The 5,019-nt window shown below is 67.7% G+C and carries 6 protein-coding genes; 4 read left to right on the plus strand and 2 right to left on the minus strand.

Translation table 11 applies throughout. The features are described from left to right. The 3 genes from AC1DYX_RS27600 to AC1DYX_RS27610 all read left to right on the plus strand — a co-directional run. Positions 1 to 529 (plus strand): chromate transporter (locus AC1DYX_RS27600; protein ID WP_477264855.1); only part of this gene is annotated, 529 nt, incomplete at its 5' end. A 9-nt stretch (positions 530 to 538) separates the two neighbouring features. Next, positions 539 to 1,651 carry a sulfotransferase family protein gene (locus AC1DYX_RS27605; protein WP_477264857.1) on the plus strand — a complete coding sequence of 371 codons (1,113 nt, stop codon included), beginning with the start codon at positions 539 to 541 and terminating at the stop codon, positions 1,649 to 1,651. Positions 1,652 to 1,835: 184 nt separating this feature from the next. After that, entirely contained in the window at positions 1,836 to 2,105 is a 270-nt protein-coding gene (locus AC1DYX_RS27610) for a LacI family DNA-binding transcriptional regulator (RefSeq protein WP_477264864.1), read from the plus strand. Here AC1DYX_RS27610 and kefC read toward each other — a convergent pair. Both kefC and kefF read right to left on the minus strand, forming a co-directional pair. Beyond that, positions 1,988 to 3,796, minus strand: a complete 1,809-nt coding sequence (kefC, locus tag AC1DYX_RS27615) for a glutathione-regulated potassium-efflux system protein KefC (protein ID WP_477264859.1) — start codon at positions 3,794 to 3,796, stop codon at positions 1,988 to 1,990. The two genes, AC1DYX_RS27610 and kefC, sit on opposite strands and share 118 nt — an antisense overlap. After that, positions 3,786 to 4,373 carry a glutathione-regulated potassium-efflux system oxidoreductase KefF gene (kefF, locus tag AC1DYX_RS27620; protein ID WP_477264860.1) on the minus strand — a complete coding sequence of 196 codons (588 nt, stop codon included), beginning with the start codon at positions 4,371 to 4,373 and terminating at the stop codon, positions 3,786 to 3,788. Before kefF ends, kefC begins: the two co-directional genes overlap by 11 nt. A gap of 142 nt (positions 4,374 to 4,515) precedes the next feature. Here kefF and AC1DYX_RS27625 point away from each other — a divergent pair, with 142 nt between their 5' ends. Continuing rightward, complete coding sequence (locus AC1DYX_RS27625; protein WP_477264862.1) at positions 4,516 to 4,848, plus strand: hypothetical protein; 333 nt, start codon at positions 4,516 to 4,518, stop codon at positions 4,846 to 4,848. Positions 4,849 to 5,019 lie beyond the last annotated feature (171 nt).

A 5,019-nucleotide genomic window follows, 5' to 3' on the forward strand; every position in this document is an offset into this window, starting at 1 on the left:
CGGCGGACCGGCCACCGTGCTGGTCAAGCTGTGCGGCGTGTTCGCGGGCCTGAGTCTGTTGATGTTCGGCGGCGGCTATGTGTCCATCCCCGTGCTGCAGCATGCGGTCGTCGATACGTATGGCTGGGTCACGGCGCGCGAATTCGCCGATGCGATGGCGCTGACCCAGCTCACGCCCGGTCCTGTGCTGATCGGCGCCGCGTTCGTCGGCCTGAAGGTGGGCGGTTTTGCCGGCGCGTTTGCCGCGACCGTGGGCATCTTCGTACCGACGGCGGTGCTGATGGTCGGCTGTGCGCACCGGCTGCGGCGCTGGTACGCAGCCCCCGCGCTGCAGTCGGCACTGCGTGGCGTACGCGCGGCCGGCGCCGGCATGGTGATCGCGGCGGCGGTCACGATCGGCCGGATGGCGGCGCCGGTCTGGTTGTCCCCCTTGTTGTTCGCGCTGGCGCTGCTCCTGATGCTGCGCTGGCGCGTCGAAGCGCTCTGGGTCGTGCCGCTGTGCGGCGCACTCGGATTTTTTCTACTCTGAGGAGAAAGCATGGATTCGAAACCGGCAGTCGAGAACAAGCGTCCCCGCCCATTGCTGATGATGCCGCTGCGCCGTTGCGGCAGTCACGCGCTACGGCTGCGCATGAACTTCAACCCGGAGTTCTACTCGCCTTATCCGCTGCACATCGTCGACTTCATGCCGCTCGTGCCGCTGTACGGCGATCTGGCGGATGACCGTGCCTATTTCCGGCTGGTCGTCGACGTCGTCGGACTGCAGGCCGTCAGCATGGTCAAGTGGCCGGACATGGTGTTCGACCCGGTCGAGATCTTCGAGCAGCTGCGCCACGAGCCGCGCAGCGTGCACCGCATCGTGTGGGAGCTGCTGCTGCGCTCGGGCGAGCGCACGGGCGCGAAGATCGTGATGGACAAGTCGCTCGACAGCGTCCATTACGCCGACGAACTGATGCGCCTGTTCCCGGACATGCTGTTCCTGAACGTCGTGCGCGATCCGCGCGGCCAGGTGGCCTCGATGAACAAGGCCATCATCCACGACTTCGACAGCACCCTCAACGCACGCACGTGGGTGCAGGCGCACGACGCCGCGCGCGCGCTGCTGGCGCGCCATCCCGAGCGCGCGCTGACGATCCGCTACGAAGACTTCCTGCTCGACCAGGAAAACACGCTGCGACAGATCTGCCGTTTCATCGGCATCGATTTCCTGCCGCAGATGCTCGACGTGACGCACTCGCCGGAGGCGCGCAAGATCGCGAAGATGTCGGCGCTGTGGGAATCCAACTGCTTTGCGCCGATCCCGGCCAACGCCGACAAGTTCCGGCAGCAGCTGGCGCTCGACGAGATCCGCGTGATCGAGACGCAGGCGAAGGAGCACATGCGCACGTATGGCTACGAGTTGATGACGGCGGCCGACGCCGAGCTCACCGAAGCGTCGTTCGAGGCGGCGCGCGTGCGTTCGCAGACGGCCCGCCAGGCCGCGTGGCAGGACCTCGAACTGGCGAACTTCCGCGACTATGTATTGCGCAAGGCGCGCGCCGACTACCTGGCGCAGGTCCGGGCCCGGCTCGAACAGGGGGCGGCGGACGTCAAGGCAAGGGCGCCGGCCAAGCTGGACGAGCTGAAGGAGGCGTTCGAAGTGACCGATTAAGAACCTGTCCCGGTAGGGTGCCCCCCCCCTGTGCCCACGCGTGACGTTCGCGGTATGTTGGCGTTACGCGTGGGCACGGGGTGCCCACCCTACGGGCCTCTTAGCCGTGCTGGCGACAGGTAATAATTGGTGATAATGTAATCCGAACGCTTTCCGCTTGCCGAAGATCCGCAACGCGATAGCCATGACCCGGCCGCCACGACCCCGCCGCCCCACGATGACCGACATCGCCAGGCTGGCCGGCGTCTCGCAATCGACGGTGTCGCTGGTCATCAACCACATGAGCGGGGCGAAGGTCTCGAAGACGACGCCCGACACGGTGCCCGTAGGGTGCATTCAATCCCAATCGCTGCCCGTCTCCTCGTCGAACGCCTTGCGGTCCCGTGAAATCATGGCCTCCAGCTCCTCGCGCGCCTGCTTGGCCATCGATACGAACTTCTCCCGATCCTTGTAATACGGGTACACCGCGTCGAGACTCTGCCGGTTGTAGCGCCGGAACTTCAGCGCCGCCATCCGCGTCGCGTAGGCGCTCTGGCCGAGGCCCGCGGTGAGCACGTGACGGCCGAGGCGCAGCGCGGATTCGAACGTCTCGCGTTCGATGAGTTCGACGCCACGGTCCATCAACTGGTAGTAGTGCGTGACGTTGCGGGCCCGCGCGAACACGGGCAGGTCGGGATACTCGCGCCGCACCGCGTCCACGAGTTTCAGGCTGTCCTCGATGTCGTCGATGGCGACGACGACGGCGCGCGCCTTCGCCGCGCCCGCCGCGCGCAGCAGGTCGGGGCGCGACGCGTCACCGTAGAACACCTTGAAGCCGAAGTGGCGCAGCACCTCGATCTGGTCGGGGTCGTGGTCCAGCACCGTCAGCCGGACGTGGTTCGCGTGCRGGAAGCGGCCGACGATCTGGCCGAAGCGGCCGAAGCCGGCGACGATCACGTGGTCCTCGTTCGGCTCGATCCGGTCGGCCTTGCGCTTGCGCCCGGCACTTTCGCGCCCGGCCGCGAGCCTGTCGTACAGCATCAGCGCCAGCGGCGTAACGACCATCGACAGCGCGACGACCACGACGAGGATCGACGCCGTGTCCGGCGAGAAGACGCGCGCGGTGGCCGCCGCACCGAACACGACGAACGCGAATTCGCCGCCCTGCGCGAGCAGCAGCGCGAACTGCAGGTGCTGCCCGCGCGCGATGCCCAGGGCCCGCGAGAGACCGTACAGCACGACCACCTTGACGACGAGGAAGGCCGCCACGAGGCCCAGCACGAGGCCGGGCTGGGCGAGGAATACGGCGAAGTCGACGGACATGCCGACGGCGATGAAGAACAGGCCGAGCAGCAGGCCCTTGAACGGCTCCAGGTCCGTCTCGAGCGCGTGGCGGTATTCCGAATCCGCGAGCAGGACGCCGGCCATGAAGGCGCCGAGGGCCATCGACATGCCCACCCATTGCATCAGCAGCGAGATCGCGATCACGAGCAGCAGCGCGAACGCCGTGAAGATCTCGCGCGCATCCGTCTTGGCGATGATGCGCAGCAGGGGCCGGATCAGGAAGCGGCCCGCGATGACGAGGCCCGCGAGCACGCCCGCCACCTTCAGCGCCGCGATCCACGCATTGCCCCCGCCGCCGGCGGATTCCGGCACGCCCAGCAGCGGCACGATGGCGATCATCGGGATCGCCGCGATGTCCTGGAACAGCAGGATCGCGAAGCCGGCCTGGCCGGCGGGCGTGGGCATCAGGTTGCGCTCTTCCAGCGAGGCGAGGGCGATCGCCGTCGACGACAGCGACRGGCCGAGCCCGGCGATCAGCGCGACCTTCCAGTCGATCCCGGCCAGTAGGGCGGCGCCGAACAGGCCCGCGGCGACGCCGGTGACCTGCGCGCCGCCCCAGCCGAAAATGGGCCGGCGCAATGCCCACAGCCGGCTCGGCTCCAGTTCCAGGCCGATGAGGAACAGCAGCAGCACGACACCGAATTCGGCGAAGTGCAGCGCATCCTCGCCGTCCGCGATGAGGCGCAGGCCGAACGGCCCGATCAGGATACCCGCCACGAGGTAGCCGAGGACGGCGCCCATGCCCAGCCGCTTTGCCAGCGGCACCACCAGCACGGCGGCGCCCAGGTAGACGAGGGCGTTCTGCAGCAAATTATGCTCCATCGCCGCGCTCCTCTGCCGCCGCGCGCGCGAGGCCGGCATAGCCTTCGAGCCGGTGCCGGAACTCGGCCACCTGTGCGTCGACCGCGTCCGCCGCGGCCTGCGCGGCGCCGTGCATGACGAGCGGCGCGATCCAGTCCATGCCGCACAGGGCGGCGGTCGCCTCGTACGGCGCGAGGAAATCGCCGAATGGCCGGCCGTGCAGGCCGCCGGGCCCGTAGGCCTCGGGGCCGCTGCCGGTCGTCGTGACGAGCCAGAAAGCCTTGCCGCGCAGCGCGCATTCGCCGGCATGGTTGCCGTCGTTGTAGGCCCATCCCGGCTGCAACACGACCTCCATCCATTCCTTGACGAGCGAAGGCATGCCGTACCAGCGGAACGGGTGCAGGAATACCAGCAGGCGCGCGCTGGCCAGCAGGGCGCGTTCGTGGTCGGCGTCGATGTCGAAGTCGGGATAGGCCTCGTACAGGTCGCGTACCTCCACACCCGGCAGTGCGCGCGCGGCCTCGGCCAGGCGGCGGTGGACAGGCGAGCGATGCGGCGCCGGATGGGCATAGATCACGAGGATGGTCGGTGTAGTCATGCAGAGTCGCGTCGTTTCCGGAAACGCAGTCTTATAGCACATTCGATGCCCGATATGTCCTACAAGCCGACCGGATGCCTGCCTATTCCCAACCGGCCCCGGTCGACTATCATGATCATGACGCCAACACATGGAGCGAACGATGGCCATGCAGAACAAGGGCAAGGACGCGAAAGGGCGCAGCTACGACCAGGTGACCAAGGATGGCACCAGCTCGGCGGGTACGCTGGGTACCGGCGGCATGGGCGATATCGGCCGCGCGTCCGGGACGAATGCCCAGTCGGAAACCGGCGGCAACCTGCAACGGGGGCGCACGGACGATTTGCTCAGCAATGACGCCGACCGCGACAGCGAAGGCTATATCGGCGAGGAAGCAGGCGAGTTGCAGACCGGCCTGGGCGGCATTGGCAGCCTGAGCACCGGAAATGCGGGCAGCCGTCAGTCGGAAGGCGACGAGAAGCCGGGCGGGCAGTAGTGACGCCGGCGAACGGCTAACGTCCGCGTGGGCACAGTGCGTGATTGATGCCCCGGCATCAATCACCCCACACTACCAATCAGGCAAGGCCCGGCTTGTCCGGGAGCAGGGGCGTGCCAGCGATCTGGTGCGCAGTGCGGGCGCGATGCGTCGGGGGCGATGCATCGCGCC

Source organism: Massilia sp. P2_C2, assembly GCF_056404615.1.

Excerpts from the sequence above, each read along its gene's own strand:
- AC1DYX_RS27610 (WP_477264864.1), top strand. The coding sequence starts at position 1,836 with ATGACCCGGCCGCCACGACCCCGCCGCCCCACGATGACCGACATCGCC.
- kefF (WP_477264860.1), bottom strand. The coding sequence starts at position 4,373 with ATGACTACACCGACCATCCTCGTGATCTATGCCCATCCGGCGCCGCAT.
- AC1DYX_RS27625 (WP_477264862.1), top strand. The coding sequence starts at position 4,516 with ATGGCCATGCAGAACAAGGGCAAGGACGCGAAAGGGCGCAGCTACGAC.
- AC1DYX_RS27605 (WP_477264857.1), top strand. The coding sequence starts at position 539 with ATGGATTCGAAACCGGCAGTCGAGAACAAGCGTCCCCGCCCATTGCTG.